Genomic DNA, 19,982 nt, shown 5'->3' on the forward strand with positions numbered 1-19,982 from the left:
GGATGGAGTCGGATTCGCGATCATGCCGGGCCCAATAGCCCTGTCTCTTCGGGGCAAACGCCAAAACCCTCGGAACTGTGCAGACAATCGTGTGCCAGGTTGCTACGTCGCATCAACTGTTACTCCGGACGCCGGTCGTCAAGCCGCATCTCTGGCCGTATCTCGCTGATCCAACGGCCGCCGAGCGCACCCGGTTTGACCTCAACCTGGACCGTCGACGCCACGCGCAACTGACTGGCAAGATTCGACGAAATACGAAGCTCCCGAATTTCAGGTGGGCAATCGCCATCAAGCTTCAAGATGTGCCGCGTACAGGTGCTACGCCGATGTTTACCGCACTTATAGGTTTCCGACCGGACATGGGCCTTGAGCCCCGCATAAACGGTCGGCACGCCGGAATCGAAGTCGCGATTGAATTCGAAGATCAGCGCATGGCTACTCAGAATCGAGCCAAATAAGCCGATAGTCAGCAATTCGGCCAGGACACGGTACGCGCGGCTGCTTTGCTGCAACGTCTTCAGTGCCGCAAACGACAACCCCAGGCACAGCACGATTCCAGCGCCAACGGCTTGCAGCCAGAGCGAACCGGAATCGAGGTCCATGCGCGCGCTGCCGAGTCGCGCCAACCCGACCAGTCCAAATATCGCAAGGCCAGTGCTGAGCGCCAAAAACAATATCGCGCGGAATAGGAACGGGTCGCGGACAGCGGCTGATCCGACTTCCTGCTCGCGCAGGGCATCATCGAACTGCAAGAGCTGCATCACGATCGCATGTCGCGTCGTGGCATCGGGAATCGCCTGGCGTGAGCTCACGTCGATCCAGAGGCGACCACGAAATGCCGTCACGCGGACGAGCACGCCGCCCAACCCCGGCATTTGATTGCGCAGATCGAGCAGCGCTCGCCGCGCCGCGATGGATCGTCGCAACGCCTGTCCGACCCGCGGATCATCGGAATCAATGAAGAATGCCTGGTCGAAGGCCGAATCGCCGACCGTCTGCTCGGCACCAATGCCAAGGCTCGCGCCGAAGCGTTGCAACCAGCCCTCCTGCAGCAATCGGAACTGATACGCAGCCGGCGTCAGCACGCCGATCCGAAATCCGACGGGCTTGCCCTTGTGCTTGGATTCCTGCCACTGATACTCGTGCGTCCGACCTTCGGCATCAACGACGGCGACCGACTCGCCCACCCAGCCGGATTGCCGGCGCAGCCAGAACGATCCGATGACGGCGAGCGTCAGTGTCACCACGCCAAACAGAAACCACATACCCGCTCTCCCGACGGTCACGCATGCTGGTGATGCTCAGAGAAACGGCGGTCGTCCGCAAGGGTGACGATGCGTTTTCGGCTCGAACACATGGCGATGCACCGACATTCACGCATGCTGGAGGGTGCCGACCCACCAACGCAACAAGGCGCCCGAAGGCGCCTTGTTGCGTTGATCACTGAACCAGATCGAATCAACCGCGCTTCATGAAGCGGAAGAACTCGTCGTTGGTCTTGGTGTCTTTCATCTTGTCGAGCAGGAATTCCACGGCCGCCAGTTCGTCCATCGGATGCAACAGCTTTCGGAGAATCCAGATCTTCTGCAACAGGTCTGGCGCGATCAGGAGCTCTTCGCGGCGAGTACCCGAGCGGTTGATATTGATGGCCGGATAGACGCGCTTTTCGGTGATGCGGCGGTCCATGTGCACTTCCATGTTGCCGGTGCCCTTGAACTCTTCGTAGATCACTTCGTCCATCTTCGAGCCCGTATCAACGAGCGCGGTGGCGAGAATCGTCAGCGAGCCACCTTCCTCGGCCTTGCGCGCGGCGCCGAAGAAGCGCTTCGGACGCTGCAAGGCGTTGGCATCGACACCGCCCGTCAGCACCTTGCCGGAAGCCGGCACGACGGTGTTGTAGGCGCGGGCCAGACGCGTGATCGAGTCGAGCAGAATGACCACGTCCTTCTTGTGCTCGACCAGGCGCTTGGCGCGCTCGATCACCATTTCGGCTACTTGCACGTGACGTGCGGCTGGCTCGTCGAACGTCGAGCTGATGACTTCGGCACGCACCGAGCGCTGCATTTCGGTCACTTCTTCCGGACGTTCGTCGATCAGCAGAATGATCAGATGCACTTCCGGATGATTGTGCACGATGGCCTGCGCGATGTTCTGCAGCATCATCGTCTTACCGGCCTTCGGCGGCGACACGATCAGACCACGCTGACCTTTGCCGACCGGCGAAATCAGGTCGAGAATGCGACCCGTGATGTCTTCCGACGAGCCATTGCCGCGTTCAAGATGGAACGGCTCGCGCGGGAACAGCGGCGTCAGGTTTTCGAACAGCACCTTGCCGCGCGACGCTTCGGGCGGTTCGCCATTGATCTGGTCGACGTTGAACAGCGCAACGTAGCGTTCGCCGTCTTTCGGCGAGCGGATCTTGCCGGTGATGAAATCGCCGGTGCGCAGGTTGAAGCGGCGGATCTGGCTCGGGCTGACATAAATGTCGTCTGGACCAGCGAGATACGACGAATCAAAGGCGCGCAGGAAGCCGAAACCGTCCTGCAGGATTTCGAGCACGCCCTCAGCGTCGATACCCTCGCCTGTGCGCGTCAGAATTTTTAACAACGAGAACGTGATGTCCTGCTTTCGCTGACGGGCAATGCCTTCCTGAATACCGATGCGCTCGGCCAGATCGACCAGTTGCCCGGCATTCATCCGGCGCAGGTCGTTCAGGGTTTTCGGGGCATCGGAGGGGATGTTGTAGCTCGTCCGCGGCTGGAATTCGCGTTGCGGTGGGGCGTCGCTGCCTTCACCGGCGTCGCCACCACCTTCCATTTCGGCCCGCTCGCGCTCAATCCGTTCACGTCGGCGCTCAAAGCGACTCTTGCGACGATGGCGGTCGCGGCGTGGGCGATCACCGCCCTCTTGTCCGCCTTCGCCACCGTCCGCGCCACCTTCGGCACCATCGGGACCATCGCCGTCGCCGCCTTGGTCATTGCCGTCGGCCAAACCGTCGTTCGCGGGCGGAGGTGCCGCGGGCGCGCTGACGACGGGCGCTGGGGCTGGCGCCGGAGTTGGCGCGGGTATTGCGGCAGATGCCTGTGCCGCAGCGGCTGCAGCGGCAGCCTGAGCGTGTGCCGCTGCGCCTCGACGACGCGTTGGTTCAGCTGGAGGGGCATCTGGTTGGGATTCACCGCCGCTTTGCTGCGGCGAGTCAAGCACGTCGGTATCGCGCATCGGTGCGCTCTTTCGTTTCATGGGGATTCTTGTCTGGAGTTCTGACTTGGATCAGGACGTTTCGCCCTGATCAGGATGGCGGCGAGCACTGACGTCGCGTCGCCATGGTGGCCGCAGGGGGCGGCGCATCTGGTAGCGAACCATAGCAGGGTGAATCGACTGTCGTAAAGTGAGCAAAGTCGAGAGACAGCCAGAATCAGGCCCGGTACACTACCCCGGCACCGTTCTGCCGTGTTCGAGGGCCCTGGCTTCATTTGCCTTGTCCCATAATTCGACCTCGGGATCGTAGTGCCGGTTGGTGCGCAAGTCCGTCACGAGCGGAAAGCCTAAAGACCGGCGAGCCTTCCCACCTGATCCTAGGGATCAAGGTCGACGCCAGTGCTACGGCACGGCGGGCGGTGTTCTCTTTTTAGCTGCGGTCGTTCACCGCAACGCGTGCTGCCATTGGCGCACCAAACGAGTCGATTCGCCGTCACCGAGATCATATTGCCCGTTCCGGGCAATCGGCGTCGTGCGCGGCCAATTGCGGTGGTTGATCAATTAAACAGACACCACCTGATCGAGAGACGCGCAACAAAAAACCGCCAGTTGGCTGGCGGTTTTTCGCGACACACGTTGACTGCGCCGATGCAAATTACAGCTTCGCGGCCTTCTTCAGTGCTTCGGCGCGATCGGTCTTTTCCCACGAGAACGCGGTGGCCTTGACCTTCTTGCCGGCGGCGTCGGTGTACTCGGCTTCGTAAGGCTTGCGACCAAAGTGACCGTAGCTCGCGGTAGCCTGATACACCGGGTGGATCAGGTCGAGCATCTTGATGATGCCGTACGGGCGCAGATCAAAGTGCGCGCGGATCAGCTTTTCGATCTGCGCGTCTTCGATCTTGCCGGTGCCAAACGTCGTCACCGAAATCGAAGTCGGTTCGGCCACGCCAATCGCGTAGCTGACCTGAACTTCGCACTTGTCGGCGAGGCCCGCGGCGACGATGTTCTTGGCCACGTAACGCGCTGCGTACGCTGCCGAGCGGTCGACCTTCGACGGATCCTTGCCCGAGAACGCACCACCACCGTGACGAGCCATGCCGCCGTAGCTGTCGACGATGATCTTGCGACCCGTCAGACCGCAGTCGCCCACCGGGCCACCGATGACAAACTTGCCGGTCGGGTTGATGTGGAACTTGGTCTTTTTGTCGATCAGCTTGGCGGGCAGCACCGGCTTGATGATTTCTTCCATCACGCCTTCAACGAGGTGCTTCTGCTTGACGGTCTCGTCGTGTTGCGTCGACAGCACGATCGCGTCGATGCCGGCAATCTTGTTGCCGTCATAACGCAACGTGACCTGCGACTTGGCATCCGGGCGCAGCCAAGGCAGCGGCGAGTTCTTTTTCTTGCGAATCTTGGCCTGCTGCTCGACCAGACGGTGCGAGTAGTAAATCGGCGCCGGCATGAATTCCGGCGCTTCGTTGCAGGCATAGCCAAACATCAGGCCCTGGTCACCCGCGCCCTGCTCTTCCGGGCTCTTGCGGTCGACACCTTGGTTGATGTCCGGCGACTGCTTGCCGATCATGTTGATGATCGCGCACGTATGGCCATCGAAGCCGACGTTCGAGTTGTTGTAACCGATATCGTTGATCACCTTGCGTGCGAGCGACTCGATGTCGACCCAGGCATTCGTGGTGATCTCGCCCGCGACGATGGCCGCGCCGGTCTTGACCATCGTTTCGCAGGCCACGCGAGCGCGCTTGTCCTGGGCCAGAATGGCGTCCAGAACCGCATCGCTGATCTGGTCGGCGATTTTGTCCGGATGACCTTCGGACACGGACTCGGAGGTAAACAGATAGCTCGACATCGCTTTCGATATCCTTATATTCGGATGGAAGGATAAATTCAGGGCCGCGCATGATAGCGGGCTCGGGGCCCCGTGCAAGCAGTTTAGCAGCCGCCGTTCAGGTTCGCTTTGGGCGCGCTTCTCAGCCAGTACGCCGGACTCGGTTACAACTCGCTAGCGGCTAGCGCCCGATTTCATCTAACCCATTGGCGAACAAGCACTTTACCTGTCGTATCACAGGGAGCCGCGGCATCGCCTTGGCAATGACCAGCCTACAGAACGTCGTCTTCCAAGTTGGCCCTTTTACAGAAACACCAAAGTCGACCCCGCTTGCAGGAAGATTTCAAAGCCCGCTAGAATTCGCGCCCTTCTCGGGAATGCCGGAATAGCTCAGTTGGTAGAGCGCGTCATTCGTAATGATGAGGTCGTAGGTTCGATTCCTATTTCCGGCACCATTCCCGCCTCGAAGCAACGAAAAACCCCGCGCCTGCGGGGTTTTTTGTTTTTGCGCACGGATTGTCAGTTGCTCGGGCAGACTGGCTGTTGCCAGCCTGCCGAGCAGAACGATCTTCATTCAAAGTCATTCTTGAACAGGATATCGGTCGGCTGGGATGGCCCAGGAAGATCAATACACCAGCGGGTCAAGGTACCGACGTCAAGATTGGCTGCATCGACGATCTTCAAGGTCCAGGTACCTTCGCTCGCACCATCAAACGGCACGAACGTGGCAATTGGTTGCACATCACCTCCGAAAGCAGGCGGCGAAGCGGCGCAGGTGCCCGAAGTCGTACTGGACGACATCAGGAAATTTGCCGCAATGTTCGCCACATTGCAGGAGCCACTCCCCGAAGCGCGCAACGGCCGATTGATCACATTGACGGCCGCGCCACCATTCTTAGCCAAACTGATCACCAGATCACCGATGTAGGTGTGCGTCACTTCGACTCTGAGCTTCAGACCGGAAATTGCAGGTCCACCTGCGGGAATCACGATATTCGACGAGACGCCGGCAGGCGTATTATCTGGAATCGATAACGAACCCGTGAAGCAGACAAGGGCTTCTGTTGCAAAGCTCCGCACACTACTCAGAACACTGCTGCCGCAGGCGTTGGTGGCCCGCACGCGCCAATAATAAGTGGTCTGGGTATTGAGAGCAGGGGTGACCGCATAACTGTTGCCGGTTACGGTTTCTGAATCCACGATGTTGGAGAAATTCACATCAGTGGCAATTTCAACAGTATAGGAAGCAGCGTCCGGTACGACGGCCCAGGTCAAGACGGGCGACGTGGGCACGCCCACAGCAGTATCGGCGGGGGCGGTCAATGTTGGGGTAGCTGGCACCGCAGACGATACGTGCAGATTGAAATTCGTGTTGCGCACGACCACGCCAGACGTGCCCGTCAAGGCGATGGCATAGTCACCAGTACCAACCCCAGCAGAACCGATCTGGAGCAAGGCGCTACCAGGCAACGCCGCAATGGTCGACGGGGTAAAATTGACGGTACCAGGTGCCGGCAAACCGGTTGCAGTCAGATCAACGGGTGCGTTGAAGCCGAGAATCGGTGACACATCCAGCGATTGCGACACATTGGTACCTGCACACACTGATGCGTTTGTGGGGCTGGTAGTCAAGGCGAACCCTGGCTCGGCCACACAGTTGCTGCAGACCAGCGCGAAGTGCTGGTCGGTCGTATCGGCGCCACCGAGAATGCCATCTCCGTTCAATCCCGTCGCCCGGACCTTGACTTGGAGGGTCGCGCCGGACGAGAGACCTGAGCTGCCCACGGGCAGATACACACGCTCTACGTTATCGCGTGTATTGGCCGCGCCACCGGTGGCGGAGACCCCCGCCGTGAACACATTGCCACGATAGAGGGTGCCATTCAGCGTGACTTCCAGATCCAAATTGTTGACCAATGCCGGATCGACGGTGCCAGGCGGATCCGTCCACACCAGCGCGATTCGCAAGTCCTTGCCACCGTCGGCGATGGCGCCATTGAACGTGTATTCCTCACCTGGGGTTTGCAGCGGTACCGATTGATCCACATACTCGGTCACGATGTCGTTCATTACGTTCTTCAAATTGACACGCCCCCATCCCTCGTTGCCATTCGGAATGGCAGCAGTGGCGCCTGTGCCCGACATGTCGACCGTGCCGTTGATCAAGGCTGCCTTGATCAGGGCCGGGCTTGGCGAATCACCAGCGTTACGGTCCTTCCAATACTCAGAAAACAACGCCGCAGCACCAGCAATCTGCGGCGCTGCATGCGACGTACCACTGCTGATGCGGTGAAACGTATCAATGTTTCCGAACAACACATCTGGGCCAGAACGACCGCCCGTAATGGCATCACCAGGCGCGGCAATGTCGGGCTTGATGCGCTGATCGGCAGCGGGGCCACGGCTGGAAAAGTCCGGGAGTTGTTCCAAATTATCAGCGGGACTGGTAGAACCCGTTGAGGATGGACTGGTTGGACGCACATTCTCGCTGGCCGCGACAGTCAGCACATTCTTGGCGACCTTTGGACGGGTCAGTGAGTTCGCAGTCGGTCCCGAATTGCCTGCCGAAAACACCACCATCAGTTCGTCTATCGAGGAACCGGCGGAAGCATCGCGAACGAAGCCGTCGTAGGCGGCAGCGAGCGAGTCATATGCATTGGAATTTGTACCAGCGCCCCAGGAGTTGTTGCTGATCGTTCCGAGCACGCCATTCGGGCCCGCGGTCGTCACCGCGTCATTGGCAGTATCGGCTTCGGAACCGCCATAGCCCGTGCGCAGCAGAGGGATGTTGATCACATGCGCCTTGGGTGCGACACCCAAGCCGTAGTTGTAGCCACCCGGATCCAAGGTCGAAAAAGGTGTCGTGCCTGCGATGATGCTGGCCTGAAGGTGCCCATGTCCGTCTGCGCCAGCGGCTGCACCGCGAAGGTTGGCATTGACGGCGTTCGCGGCCGTGACATAGAAGCCGCCATCACCAGGAATACCAATGCCATCGTCGACAATGGCCACCGTCACGCTGGTGCCGTCCACCGTGAATTGCGTCAGCGGGTCGTAACCAGGAGGCGACACTGTCGTCGCATTGACAAAGTTGCCGGCAACAATCTGTGCCGCACGTTCATCTTCCGCGGTCGGCGCAATGTACGGATCGATCGATATCACGCCTTTCAGCCTAGCGACATCGGCCAGTTTCTCGGCTGGCAGGTCGACGCGAACCAAGTCGAAATAGCTATTTGGCAAGTCCATGTACTGCCGGACCTGACCGCCAAGGGTTCCTACCGACGACAAGACTTCCATCATCGTCGTGTACTTTGCGAACGCAATCTCATATCGGGAAACGCTCTTCGGAGGCGGCGCATTAAATGTTCGCTTCTGCATGGTCTCAGCGTCGGCGAACACGTAATCGAGCGCCGGACCAAGACGGTCTATCGGCTCATAAGCGCCCACCCAGCGTATGCGTGGATGGGACACCAAAGCCATGACCTGATCGGGCTTGCCGTGCACGAGAAACGCATCGGTAGGGAGGTAGTTGACCACCGTCAGCCCCGCCATACGAAGGTCCTGAAGCCACTCGTCCCGAACTGGCGCTGAAAACTGCACGATAAAATCTTCGCCGGAACTATTCAGGCTCTCCTTGTAGGCTCGCGGGTTAGAGGTCTTCGCACGCAGATTGTCGACCAGTGGATCGAAGCTGCGGCCACGGGTGTAGATGTGCCCATCAAGCAATACCCCGTGATTGCCCGAGGTCAGTGCTTTTGCCTGCCCCTGATCGACGCCAACCACGATGAAGGAACCATAGTCCTCGGCCCAGGAGCCGGCCGATTTCGCGACGTCGGCAGCGGCGGAATCACGAGAGAGAATCATCACACGTTCCGGCGTCGAGGCAGCAAACGCGGAGCCACTGGACAAAGACGCAAGAATTGCAAGAGTGAGGATAGGACGCGAATTGCGTAGTGACATAGCAAGAACTCCACTTGAATCAGAATGCGAACGGCTCCAAGGGGAGTGCCACAGGTTTGCACCCGACACTCACGTTCCTGAAGCATTGGGACCTGGGATGGTCATGTCCACGGCAAAAAAATCGAACGCCTTGACCAATAGACAAGAGCCCGGCCCTGAATTTTTATCAGGCTGACGGTCAGTGAACCTCCGTCTACAGGATGAGGTAGACGCGTCGGGCCGAACACCAGCAGCCCTGCTTTGGCCGCCGATTGGCTTTTGGATCAGACAAACCGCTCAATCTGCGTGCGATACCCGCGGGACAGTTTCAGTTCTTTGCCGCCATCCAGGTCGATGAAGTACTCGCCGTTTTGATGCGGGCGGAGGCGTTGCACGGCGCTGATCGCCACGATGGTGGAGCGATGAATCCGAGCGAAGCGTTCCGGAGGTAGGCGGTCTTCGAGTTCGCGGAGGCTCGCACGGGCGATGTGATTGCCATTTGCCGTGTGGACAACAACGTAGTCGCCGGCGGCATCGATCCACTGGATGTCTTGAATCGGGATCCGAATGAGGCTGTTGCCGTCTTTCAACGTCAGCCGATCGTCCTGGGTTTCGGCGAGACTCAGACCCCGTTCGGCGCCAACCAGATTCATCAGCGCCGCGTGGTTGTCAGCGTCGGGGTCGACGCGATTGGGCAGCAACTTGCGCGCTCGGATCAACGCGGCGCGAAGGGGTTCCGCATCAACCGGCTTCAACAAGTAATCGACCGCATGAACTCGGAACGCATCGAGCGCATAGTGATCGTACGCGGTCACGAAAATAACCAGTGGCCACTGCGCCACCGGCAACGCGGCCAACATCTGAAAGCCGTCGAGGCCAGGCATCTGAATGTCCAGAAACACCAGATCCGGTGCGTCGGCCTCGATCAGCGCCAAGCCTTCGCGGCCATTGCTGGCTTCACCGATCACGTCGAGCGGGCCGAGCTCGGGCTCGCTCTGCAGAAGTTGCGAGAGACGGAGGCGCAAGCCGCGGCGCGCCAGCGGTTCGTCGTCGATCAACAAGCAGCGGATCGGGCTCATCGCGGCGCGGCCCATTGCAACGGCAGCGTAATCTCGACCGCCACACCACCTTCGGGCCGCTCGCTGACCAACAACTGTTGTGCCGAGCCATACAGCGTTTGCAGGCGCTCGCGGGTATTGCGAAGCCCGACGCCGCAGCCTTCAGCAATCACTTTGGGATCACACCCCGGACCGTCATCCGCGACGCGCAATCGCAACAACTGGCCCTCGCGGCTGATATGAATCTGCAACGTGCACGCGCGCTCGGAGCGCGCGACGGCGTGCTTGATGGCATTCTCCACCAGTGGCTGCAGAATCAGACTCGGCACCAGCGCTTGATCCAGGGCTGGATCAAGACGGATGTCGAGTTGCAGCCGATCTGGAAAGCGCATTTTCTCGATCCCCAGATACAGATTGAGGATTTCCATTTCTCGCTGCAATGGCACCCGCTGCTGCGGCTCCTGCTCCAACGTATAGCGGAGGAATCGACTCAGAGCCCCAAGCATTCGCTCGGCGGTGTCGTTCGATTGTTCCAACACCAATGTGGCGATGGCATTGAGCGTATTGAACAGGAAATGCGGATTGAGCTGGTAGCGCAGCATTTTCAGCTGCGCTTCGTGGGCCTGCTGGTTGGCCTGCAGCACCCGTTGCCGCTCCTCGCTATACGCGCGCTGCAACCGAATTCCGAACCAGAGCCCGATCCAGCTCATCACGACCATTGCCGCCGAGCCAGAATACGCAAGATAGCCGTACACGTTGCGGGGCACGCACTCGTTCGGACAGTAGGTCTGCACCGAAAAGGCACTGATAAAGCCCATCGTGACAGTGACCAGCACAAAGCACGGCACCAGCACCCGCAACAGCCGCCACGGCGACCACTGCCAGATCCGCTTCAGAACGTGATGCAACGGCCACGTGAGCAGAAAGCCGCCAACACTGATTGTCAGCGAGACGTCGAGATAGTCGAACGTCTTGCCGTGCGCGACCGCAGACAAGTAGTTGACGAGCAAATAGGCCGACCAGCCCAGGATCTGCAAGGGCCAGAAATGCAAGCGAAACATGGTGTTCATGGGCGAAGGTTAACGCCATTGGGGCCCGCCTGGGCACCGCTCGGCGTATCAGCGGTGCTTCTGGGCGCATCGCTGGCGAACCTTGACGCCAGTCGGTCCATGCCTCAACAACTGCTCGATGGTGTCAGCCCCACGCAGCGGCCACCGGGTGCCACGCCTGCCCGCGTGGCGACTTGGGTGGCCTCCAGAACCTGCACTTCGGCACCATCCTGCAGGCGCTCGGCGCCGCGAACCACCACTTGATCGCCTGGATTGACCGCACCAATGACGGCAACGCGCAGCCCCGCTTCGGCAGACAACGTCACCGGGACGCGCTCGGCCTTACCGGATTGAATGCGGACCAAATGCGTCCCTTCGGGCCGACGCACGATCGCATCGGCCGGCACCGTCAGCGCAACTTGCGCCTTGGCACTCGGCCAGCGCACCGACAGCGCAGCGCCAATCGGATCACGGAACATTCGGTCCAGCTTCAGACGTGCATGCAATTGACGCGACTGTGCCGGTCCCGGCACCAGCGCTCGAACGGCTGCCGGTTGCGCTGCGTCGCCCTCGCCAACCAAGAGCGCGTCACCCGGTTTTGCCCAAGCCGCCAGATCGACGGGCACGGCCAGATCAAGCTCCAGCCGCTCGGTGTTGGTCAGCTGCACAATGGCCTCGCCGGCTGCGGCCTGCTCGCCCGCATGCTTCATCTGCGCGCTGACGACGCCGGCGAATGGCGCGCGAATCGTGGTCTCGGCGAGATCGAGCTCGGCGAGCCGAAGCGCGACCTCGGCTTCGGCCAACTGCGCATTCAGCACGTCCGCACGCGCTCGCGCCTCATCACGCTGCGCGAGCGGGATGGCATCACTGAGACTCTGCAGACGCTGCACCTGGCGATCAGCCAGATCGCGTTCGGCGCGCAGACGCGCGAGTCGGGCTTGTTCGCGCTGCACGGCCAAGGCCGCTTGTGCGTCATCGAGCCGCGCGACCACATCACCCGCTTTGACCTTCGCCCCCAAGTTCGCAACCTGTTTCAGGCGCCCAGACAAACGCGTGGCCAATGCCGCCTCGTCAGCGGGCACAACGGTGCCCTGCAAGGCCCGGGTCGCAGCCAACGGCGACTCCGTCACCGGCGCGGTGATAACCGTAGGTTTGGCCATTTGCGCGGACGACACCATGGCCCCCAGCAGCAGCGCAGCAGTCGTCATCGACGACACCATCAGAAGACGTTTGTTCATGGGGAGACTCCAAGGTGCGATGGCACCGATGTGTTGATGAGGTTCATGGGTTCGTGCTGTCCGCGCCAGGCGCGCGGCAAGTGCAGCAACGCGGGGATGAGCACGGCAACGAGCAACAAGGACAAGGTCACGCCGCCGCAGGTCACCGCAGCGAGTCCACGGTAGATTGCGGCTGCCGGGCCAGGACTGACTGCCAATGGCAGCGCGCCGACGACGCCAGTCAGAGCACCAAGCGTCAGAGCACGCAGGCGCTCGGATAGCGCGATTTCGATCGCCGCATCCAGACTGTTGCCGTCGGCCTCGGCTGCCCGCGTCTCGCTGACCAACAGCACGGCATTCGCGACCACCATCGATAGCAACATGACGAATCCGATCATCGTCAGCAGATCCAGCGGCTGCGGGACAAACCAGCCGAGAATGCGAAGTCCGAGCACCCCGCCCAACGCAGCCAGTGGCAACGTGGCCAACACCGCTGCGGTGTCGAACGCTGAGCGCAGCAGCAACATCAGGATCAATGCCAGGCACAACAAAGCGAGACCAAGATTGCTGAGCAGGCTCATACTCAAGGCGTCGAGCTTGCCTGCACTGCCGCCAACCTCCAGGCTGATGCCGACGGGCAAGTCACGGCGCAGCGTCGGCAGCACATCCCGAGATAGGAGTGCCATCACGTCCTCCAGCGCCTCACTATCACTCGGTGCAATCGACACGGTCACAGCGCGACTGAAATTCACCCGACGCAGCTCTGCGGGTGCGCGCGTGCGCGACAGGTCCGCGAGTTCACCGAGTCCTACCGCACCCGCAGGCGTGGCCAGCGGCGTTGCCGCCAAGTCTTCCAATGCCGTCGCCGCTGGTGCGCGCAGCAGGATGGGCTGTCGACGCTCACCATCGAAGTACTCGCCGAGAAACCGACCATCGCCGAGCACACGCAGACTGTCGGCCAACCAGGCACGGTTCAGCCCCAACTCCGCAAGTCGCTGATCATTCGGCAACACGGCAATCTCAACGGCATCGGCGGCGGCATTCGGATTGGTCTGAACATCGGCATTAGGCAGCGCCGCGCGTATCAGGGTTTCAGCCCGAGCTGCCGCAGTTTGCAGTGCCTCGATCTCGGAACCGCGCAGGTGAATCCAGATCGAGCGCGCACCGCCCCCAAACGCGCCAAACAACTCGCCCTCGCGGGCAAACGCTTGCATGTCGGGCAGGCCGGCCAGAATCTTGTCGTTCAAGAGTGTTTCCAACTCGCCGATCCGACTCGGGTCCTTAACGCGAGCGCCGAGCGTGCCGCCATTCGGCCACGTGATGATGTAGTAGTTCAAGAGCGCCGGCTCCTGCTTGCCTTCCATGTACGGACGCATGCGCTCAAGGATCGGTTGCACGAGTTCGGACTCGATCCGGTCCGCCCCCATGCCTGGCGGCATTTGCAGAAAGGCATCGACGGCGGCTCGTTTGACGGGCGGCAGATAGTCGCGTGGTGGCGCCAACCAGATGGCGGCAAGGATCGGCCCGACCACCAGGAGCAACGCAATCGGAACAGCGCGGCGCGTCGGTTCTGAAGCACTAGCGAGACGCGCCGCGAGCTTTGGCCAGGCGACATCGAGACGCCGATCAGCGTCCGACCGAATGAGCATCGGCAACAACGCTGGGACCACCCAGAGCGCGACCGCCAGCGATACGACGACCGCAATCGAAATCGTCAACGCGAGGTCAGCAAACACCTGACCTTCAACGTCTTTCAGCGCCAGCACGGGGAGGAACACCGCCACCGTCGTGACGGTCGAGGCCACCAGTGCGCCCGCGACACGGCGCGTACCCTGCACCGCCGCCTGCACCAGACTCGCCCCACGCTTTTGCTCGGACAGCGCACTTTCCACGACAACGATCGCCGCATCCATGACCATCCCAACGGCAAACGCCAAGCCGGCGATCGAGATCATGTTCAGGTTGCGCCCAAGCAACGCGAGCACGAGCAACGTGCAACAGAGCGACACTGGCACCGCGATGGCAATCAGCACGGTCGCGCGCACATCGCGCAGGAACAGCCACAAGCAGATCAATGCGGCGACGAGGCCGAGCCCCAGATTGCCACCAAGAAAGCTGAGCGCACGTTTGATGAAGATGCCCGGCTCGAAGGACTTTTCCATCGCGAGACCAGCCGGCGTGAGCACCTCATCGCGAATCGCCGCAACCTCCTGATCAAGCCGCGCCAAGGTGTCGAGCACATTGGTGTTCGACTCCCGAAACAGTTGCAAGGTGAGCGCCGGATTCCCGTTCTGGTACGAAAAGCCCGCACGGTCCGGGCGTTGGAAGCGCGCCTGGCCGATCTCCGACAAACGCACGACCCGACCATCTATCTGGCCCACGGGCAGCTGATCGAGCGCTTCCGGCTCAAAGCGACCATGCAAACGCAAGGTGTAACTCGTACGACCAAATTCGACCGCACCAGCCGAGACATCGTCGAGGCTCGACAACGTTGCGACCAGACTCGGCAGTTGAATACCGAGCGCCGCGGCGCGCACCGGATCAATCTCGATCCGCAACTCGCTATCGGGCCCACTGTTGATACGCGCGCTGGCAACACCTGGCACTTGCTGCAACCGCGGCAGCACTTTCTGTTCAACGAGCGCCTGATAACGCTCAACGGGGCCTTCTGTGCCCGGCAACATCTGCACAAAGTAGTAGATCAGCGTGCGTTCTGGACCGTCGCTGCCGCGCGTCACCACCGGCGGACTCGCCTCGCGCGGCAGCGCGGGGACGCGCTGCAGGCGACTGATGACCTCGACAAACACGGGGTCGAGATCGGTTCCGGGTGCAAATTGAAGGTTCAGAAACGAGTTGCCAGCATTCGCATTGGCGCTGATCTCGGACAAGCCCTCCAAGCCGCGCATCACGCGCTCTTGCGGCTCCGTGATCGCGCGTTCGATCTCGCTCGGGGCCGAACCCGGCCACGCCGTCCAAATGCTGATGCTTGGTTCTTCTAGATCAGGCAGCAGCTGCAGCGGCAAGCGGAACAGTGCCATCACCCCGGCACCGCAGAGCAGCAGCAACGCAACGATGATCTGTGCGCGATAAGTTTGCGTCCAATGCGCGGGCATTGCATCCTCCATGTCAGTCAATCCACAACTGATCGCGAACATGACGCAATGGTTTCCGATATGCGTTGGCTTTGCGCTGGAGTGCCCGCCCGGCACGGCAAACGGAAAATGCGGCTCGGCCAACTGCTCAGCTTGCGCATCCAACCATCGGGCGCGGGCCCAGGCCTTCTGGCACTGGACCCAATCTGGACTGAGCCAAGAGGCGACAGCGAATGCCGCTCAGGACTCAAAACCATCAGCAAACAACGCTGGCGGCGCGGGTGTTGCACGGACACAATCGTAGGTCTCGGCAATTCTCGACCCGGTGTCGATGACCTGAAAGTCCTGAGGCCGCACGATTTGGGCTCCGGACGTTTGATCGAACACACGCGAATTGATGCCGAGCGATGCCCAAGAATGGACGTTGCGCGCATCGTTTTCGGCAGTCAGTGCGATGTTGCCGCCATCAGCGAGCACCATGCCGTAGCGCATCAGACTTCGCAGAATGGCCTGCGCCGCTGCGTTGTATCCGGTCAACGGAAAGTCCGGGCGCAGACGCAGTCGCGATCCATAGGGAATGGAAGCGCTCGGCCCACTCGGACTACCCGCGTGCGTCGCCGGACGGACGTATAGCCGACCGCTGACGCCGCCCAGACTCGGGTCATTCGCCATGCGCGCATTGGGCAGAATGAAGCGCAAGGCATGCCCGACAGTACCGTCAGCGGCCTGAGCCGCAGCGGCCACTTCATCGCTATTCAACAGCAGTGGCGCGATTGGAAAGCCGGCCGCGTCAGCGCTCGTGCAGTGCTCGCCGCGCTGCACGTCCGCATAACGGGCGTTCAAGTCCCAGCGCACGAGGCACTGCGCTTCCAGCGTCGAGGGCGAATCGGCATTGACGTGGTACGCCTCGTAGAGCGTCTGGTCATGCAACACAAGCAGATGACAGTCCTCGCTGTCATTGGTGCAACTGAGGCCACCACTGTGTTCGATTTCGGCGTTGGCCGGCACCGGCATGGCCGTGCCGATTGGCTCGCAGTCCGGGGTGTAATAGTCGTCGTAGGGATAACCGCTGATCGTGCGCCAGGGTGGGCTGGCGTCCGTGCGATTGATGACCATGCCAAAGTCGATTTGCATGCGACCGAGACCAAAGCCGCCCGCGCCAACCCAAGCACTGATCATGCTCGCTGATTGCGGATGCAGAGGCACCATATCAACCGGTTGATGCCACACTGAGTTCGGGTCGGCAAATCGCGGCAGCGTGGCGGCCACACTGGCGTGTACGAAAATCAAGCTCAACCAAGGCGAGCATCTACTGAGTGTACGCATGATGTTGACCTCAGTTCTCGAAGCCGTTGGTGAACAGCACGCTCGGCTGCGGCTCAGCGAGACCACGCAAACTGATCGTCAGCGTGGGCACCCCTGCATCCTGGATGCTCAACAGCCCACGGCGGATACCCGCAGTCTGCGGACTGAACCGAATCCGTAGTTCGCACTCGCCACCCGCCGCAATGCCGCCAGCGGCCGCCGCACACGTTTGATCCAACAGGAAGTCTGTCCCGGATGTGACTGCCACGGTGATCGGCCCCGACGGCGCAAGCCCGTCATTCTGCAGAAGCAGCGTCAGTGTGGCGCTGTCGCCCACATACCGGCTGCTGAACGTCAGCGTGTCTTGATCGATCGACAAGCGCGGACGCAGGGCGGGTGCTGGCCCCCGATTCACCCGCAACACCCCGGCCGCATCCGCCTGCCAGCTACCACCGGCGCTTAGCACCCAGCGATCCTCGACGCCTTGGCTCTGAATACTGAGTCCGTAGCCTGCGTTGGGGACCAAGCCCGTGATCAGCATGCGCTGAATGCGCGTTGGCGCGGGCAGGATCAGGCACGTCGGCGCCAGGCTGCGATCCCGAGCGAACCAAATGGCTTGGTCGGCGCGCGCGAGACCCTCGACACTGCCCGCCGGGGTCACACATCCGCTGTCGGCTATTGACTGCAGCAAGTCGGTTGGCTCAATCGCAGCATTGGCATCGGTGCCATCAAGCACAGTCAGAAAGCGCGTGTCGAGCGGCGCACCGGTTGCTTCAATCTGGAGACGCGTCGCATACTTCTCCTCGCCTCCTGAACCGGTCCGGGTCTGGATAAAGCTGTCCTCATCGCCCAACGCAAAGCCGTTGACAGCGGCCGGCAGGAACGGGTCCGTCGTGACAATGCTGAGCGTTCGCGCTGTCGGCAGCACGCTGCTGACCTGCAGCCACTGCCCACCCGGCGTGTGCCCAATGACACGGTTGCCATTGATGGTCGGCACACTCGGTAGATTGTCGGGCAGGTTCAACCAAAAACGTTTGGCCCGGTTGGCAGTCAGCGTGCGGGCGCGATCGTAGACGACGATCTGATCTGGGCGCAGCCACAGAATGTCGCGGCTCACTTCCTGTACGTCCAACGCACGAGATGCGGCGGGCGTCGGGTCGCTCGGCGGATAGTAGGCGTTGTACAGGGGCGTCATGTCGCCACGGAGGTAATGATAGTCCGGGCCCTGGCTGCGCCGCTCGACACTTGGGTCGGACAGACTTCGGCCTTGCGGCATCTGCGCACCGCGCAGCAAACGGTTGCCAAGGAAGTTCGTGAGCGTGAGGCCAGATGCAATGGTGTTGGCAACCGTCAGCGTGTTCTTGTAATCACTCGAACCGCCTTCATTACCGTAGCCAATGGTGCCCTTCGTCAACCACTCGCCGCGCCGATATAGTTCGAACATGCCGCCATCACCCTGCTGGTGATCGACCGCGTTGTAGCTCAACCGGAAATTGAACCAACTGGCGTTGTCGGTCCAATCAGTCCGCGCCAGCAGGCGACCCATCCCCTCCGACCAGAATACGGTTGGCATACCCGGGCGCGGATCAGTCGGATTCGCGCCGCTTGCCGCACGGGTCGGATCGAATACGAGAAAGTACACAATGCTCGACACCACGTCGCCCGGATTGCCGTTCGCGCGCGTGCGCCCCGGCAGCCCAGTGCTGCCATCTGGCGGCAACATGCGGAGCGCCCAACGAATTCGGTCGCCGGTTGCCGTGTCCCCGTAGCGATCAGACCAAATCGCAAGTGCGCCAAGGATGTCGACGGGATCCATGAAGTAGTAATGCTCGCCATCGCCATACCAGGCGGGCTTGAACACGCGACCGTAGTTGGCGCTTTCGACGCTCTGCGGGCTCATCGACTGCAGGATGGCTTCCGGGATCAGCGCATAGAACGGGTTGTTGTTCAATGCGCCCACCTGCTGACCGAATTGGGCCTGCGCGTTCAAATCGGCGAGCCCGGCGCTGTCGAGTGCAAGCAGGAGTTGGCCCGGAATGCCGATCGACGTGGGCATGTACTCCAAACCCTCTTGTGGCAAACCACCGCGGCTGTCATGACGCAGCAGATAGTCCTGTACGAACAGCCAGCCCTTCAAGGTGTCAGACAAAACCTGCTGCAGTGCGCCCGCTTCCGATGCCAAGGGCACGACGACCGGTTGCCCATTCCCATTCAGACGCAAGTACGTTGCCGGCGTGTTCGCATCAGGCACATCGGCACTCGGATCGATCGCAAGCGCGCGCATGCTCATGTTGCGCATATGGCCCGCAAAATAGTTGTTGCCCGAAAAGCGCAGGCGATGGCGGCGCAGATCCGTATCGAGGCGCAGCAGCGGCTCGCCGATCGTACCCACGGGCAACGAGAACTCGGGTGGATTGTTGTAGGGATTCGGATAGGCCTCCATGCTGAGCCGTGACCAGATCAGAAACACACGCCGAATCTTGGCGATATCGGCACCACTCAGGATTGGGTTCGCGCTGGCATCCCGCGACGCCTGCAGCCAGTCCGCAGCAAGCGCGATGCTGTGCCCCGACCAGCGCGAACGATCCGAGACTGGAAACGACAACTGACAAAAGCGACCGGTACTGATCGGCGGGTTCGCGCGCTGACACGTATCAACCGAGTCCATGATGCGCATCAGCATTGCCCGCCCGCGCGTCGCCCATTGCGGCCTGGCCGACGTATCCGGGTCAATCAGACTCATCAACGCAAACAACGCGGCGTAGTCTTCGGTGGTGTAAAGCGTCCACGTGGAGCCCGCATTGTCGCCCGCATCAAGCGCTCCCGAATCCATCAGCTGGGCACCTTGTACAGCCAATTGGCGGATGCCTTGCTGATAGATCGGATTGCTCGGATTAGCCCACGCTTGGAGGCGCGGCAAGTCGGCGCTGTTGATCCAGATTCGCGGGTGATCAAGGCGCAACGCGGCCAGTGCTTGGGTCGCCAGAGAAGTACACAAAACCAATAGGACCAGACGGCCCAGAACAATCAAGGAACGAATTTGCAGCATGGTTGCACTCACCAGATGGGGTGCCTGGGACTTACGAATGAGGCCCGACAACCCGCCACGTGGTCGACAAACGGCGGCATAACCGCGACAAGTGGAATCGCATGTTGGGGAAACGTGAGCCATGTCGCGTTTATCGTTGCGGCACCGGGCGGCGGCCATCCTTCGGCACGTTCCTTGCAACCCGGGCAGAGCGATACTGCTAAGACGCTGCCGCTTCTTTTCGATGTTACTTCCG

General features: G+C 61.1%; 10 protein-coding genes, 1 tRNA gene and 1 other RNA gene. 2 read left to right on the forward strand and 10 right to left on the reverse strand.

What is annotated here, in order from left to right:
* Positions 1–119: 119 nt before the first annotated feature.
* Both C7S18_RS14400 and rho read right to left on the reverse strand, forming a co-directional pair.
* Complete coding sequence (locus C7S18_RS14400) at positions 120–1,265, reverse strand: hypothetical protein (protein ID WP_106892229.1); 1,146 nt, start codon at positions 1,263–1,265, stop codon at positions 120–122.
* A gap of 193 nt (positions 1,266–1,458) precedes the next feature.
* Positions 1,459–3,240, reverse strand: a complete 1,782-nt coding sequence (gene rho / locus C7S18_RS14405; RefSeq protein ID WP_240623905.1) for a transcription termination factor Rho — start codon at positions 3,238–3,240, stop codon at positions 1,459–1,461.
* A gap of 199 nt (positions 3,241–3,439) precedes the next feature.
* Here rho and ssrS point away from each other — a divergent pair.
* A non-coding RNA gene (ssrS, locus tag C7S18_RS14410) (6S RNA) lies at positions 3,440–3,620 on the forward strand.
* A 233-nt stretch (positions 3,621–3,853) separates the two neighbouring features.
* On the opposite strand, the gene metK is transcribed toward ssrS, so the two are convergent.
* Positions 3,854–5,062 carry a methionine adenosyltransferase gene (gene metK / locus C7S18_RS14415; protein WP_106892230.1) on the reverse strand — a complete coding sequence of 403 codons (1,209 nt, stop codon included), beginning with the start codon at positions 5,060–5,062 and terminating at the stop codon, positions 3,854–3,856.
* Positions 5,063–5,420: 358 nt separating this feature from the next.
* Here metK and C7S18_RS14420 point away from each other — a divergent pair.
* Positions 5,421–5,496, forward strand: a tRNA-Thr gene (locus tag C7S18_RS14420).
* A gap of 115 nt (positions 5,497–5,611) precedes the next feature.
* Here C7S18_RS14420 and C7S18_RS14425 read toward each other — a convergent pair.
* The 7 genes from C7S18_RS14425 to C7S18_RS14455 all read right to left on the reverse strand — a co-directional run bounded on the left by C7S18_RS14425 (position 5,612) and on the right by C7S18_RS14455 (position 19,747).
* Positions 5,612–8,902 (reverse strand): S8 family serine peptidase, encoded by a 3,291-nt coding sequence (locus tag C7S18_RS14425; protein ID WP_170113276.1) that lies wholly within the window; start codon positions 8,900–8,902, stop codon positions 5,612–5,614.
* Positions 8,903–9,261: 359 nt separating this feature from the next.
* The gene (locus C7S18_RS14430; RefSeq protein WP_106894041.1) at positions 9,262–10,056 is read right to left on the reverse strand and encodes a LytR/AlgR family response regulator transcription factor; all 795 of its coding nucleotides are present in this window, start codon (positions 10,054–10,056) and stop codon (positions 9,262–9,264) included.
* Entirely contained in the window at positions 10,053–11,105 is a 1,053-nt protein-coding gene (locus tag C7S18_RS14435; protein ID WP_106892232.1) for a sensor histidine kinase, read from the reverse strand. The genes C7S18_RS14430 and C7S18_RS14435 overlap by 4 nt, the downstream gene beginning before the upstream one ends.
* 104 nt (positions 11,106–11,209) lie before the next feature.
* The gene (locus C7S18_RS14440; RefSeq protein WP_106892233.1) at positions 11,210–12,322 is read right to left on the reverse strand and encodes an efflux RND transporter periplasmic adaptor subunit; all 1,113 of its coding nucleotides are present in this window, start codon (positions 12,320–12,322) and stop codon (positions 11,210–11,212) included.
* Positions 12,319–15,414: an efflux RND transporter permease subunit gene (locus C7S18_RS14445; RefSeq protein WP_170113277.1), complete on the reverse strand. Its 3,096-nt coding sequence runs from the start codon at positions 15,412–15,414 to the stop codon at positions 12,319–12,321. Before C7S18_RS14445 ends, C7S18_RS14440 begins: the two co-directional genes overlap by 4 nt.
* Positions 15,415–15,633: 219 nt before the next feature.
* Positions 15,634–16,719 carry a hypothetical protein gene (locus tag C7S18_RS14450; RefSeq protein ID WP_146151929.1) on the reverse strand — a complete coding sequence of 362 codons (1,086 nt, stop codon included), beginning with the start codon at positions 16,717–16,719 and terminating at the stop codon, positions 15,634–15,636.
* 10 nt (positions 16,720–16,729) lie between these two features.
* Entirely contained in the window at positions 16,730–19,747 is a 3,018-nt protein-coding gene (locus tag C7S18_RS14455) for a hypothetical protein (protein WP_106892236.1), read from the reverse strand.
* Between the last annotated feature and the right edge of the window lie 235 nt (positions 19,748–19,982).

The sequence above is a fragment of the Ahniella affigens genome, assembly GCF_003015185.1.
Lineage (GTDB): Bacteria > Pseudomonadota > Gammaproteobacteria > Xanthomonadales > Ahniellaceae > Ahniella > Ahniella affigens.